The 1,282-nt window shown below is 53.3% G+C and carries 1 rRNA gene; it reads right to left on the bottom strand.

What is annotated here, in order from left to right:
* Nucleotides 1-1,282: ribosomal RNA gene (locus DGA31_RS29410) — 23S ribosomal RNA — on the bottom strand; the annotation flags it as partial.

The following is a 1,282-nucleotide window of genomic DNA, read 5'->3' as shown; positions in this document are numbered from 1 at the left end:
GTGAGATCTCATCTTGAGGCAAGTTTCCCGCTTAGATGCTTTCAGCGGTTATCTTTTCCGAACATAGCTACCCGGCAATGCCACTGGCGTGACAACCGGAACACCAGAGGTTCGTCCACTCCGGTCCTCTCGTACTAGGAGCAGCCCCTCTCAAATCTCAAACGTCCACGGCAGATAGGGACCGAACTGTCTCACGACGTTCTAAACCCAGCTCGCGTACCACTTTAAATGGCGAACAGCCATACCCTTGGGACCGGCTTCAGCCCCAGGATGTGATGAGCCGACATCGAGGTGCCAAACACCGCCGTCGATATGAACTCTTGGGCGGTATCAGCCTGTTATCCCCGGAGTACCTTTTATCCGTTGAGCGATGGCCCTTCCATACAGAACCACCGGATCACTAAGACCTACTTTCGTACCTGCTCGACGTGTGGGTCTCGCAGTCAAGCGCGCTTTTGCCTTTATACTCTACGACCGATTTCCGACCGGTCTGAGCGCACCTTCGTACTCCTCCGTTACTCTTTGGGAGGAGACCGCCCCAGTCAAACTACCCACCATACACTGTCCTCGATCCGGATAACGGACCTGAGTTAGAACCTCAAAGTTGCCAGGGTGGTATTTCAAGGATGGCTCCATGCAGACTGGCGTCCACACTTCATAGCCTCCCACCTATCCTACACAAGCAAATTCAAAGTCCAGTGCAAAGCTATAGTAAAGGTTCACGGGGTCTTTCCGTCTAGCCGCGGATACACTGCATCTTCACAGCGATTTCAATTTCACTGAGTCTCGGGTGGAGACAGCGCCGCCATCGTTACGCCATTCGTGCAGGTCGGAACTTACCCGACAAGGAATTTCGCTACCTTAGGACCGTTATAGTTACGGCCGCCGTTTACCGGGGCTTCGATCAAGAGCTTCGCTTGCGCTAACCCCATCAATTAACCTTCCGGCACCGGGCAGGCGTCACACCCTATACGTCCACTTTCGTGTTTGCAGAGTGCTGTGTTTTTAATAAACAGTCGCAGCGGCCTGGTATCTTCGACCGGCATGAGCTTACGGAGCAAGTCCTTCACCCTCACCGGCGCACCTTCTCCCGAAGTTACGGTGCCATTTTGCCTAGTTCCTTCACCCGAGTTCTCTCAAGCGCCTTGGTATTCTCTACCCAACCACCTGTGTCGGTTTGGGGTACGGTTCCTTGTTACCTGAAGCTTAGGAGCTTTTCCTGGAAGCATGGCATCAACCACTTCATGTTCTAAAAGAACACTCGTCATCAGCTCTCGGCCTT

It is taken from the genome of Pseudomonas ovata (genome assembly GCF_003131185.1).
GTDB classification, from domain to species: Bacteria; Pseudomonadota; Gammaproteobacteria; order Pseudomonadales; family Pseudomonadaceae; genus Aquipseudomonas; species Aquipseudomonas ovata.
The sequence above is the reverse complement of the archived record's forward strand: the minus strand, read 5'-3'. Positions and strand labels throughout refer to the sequence as shown.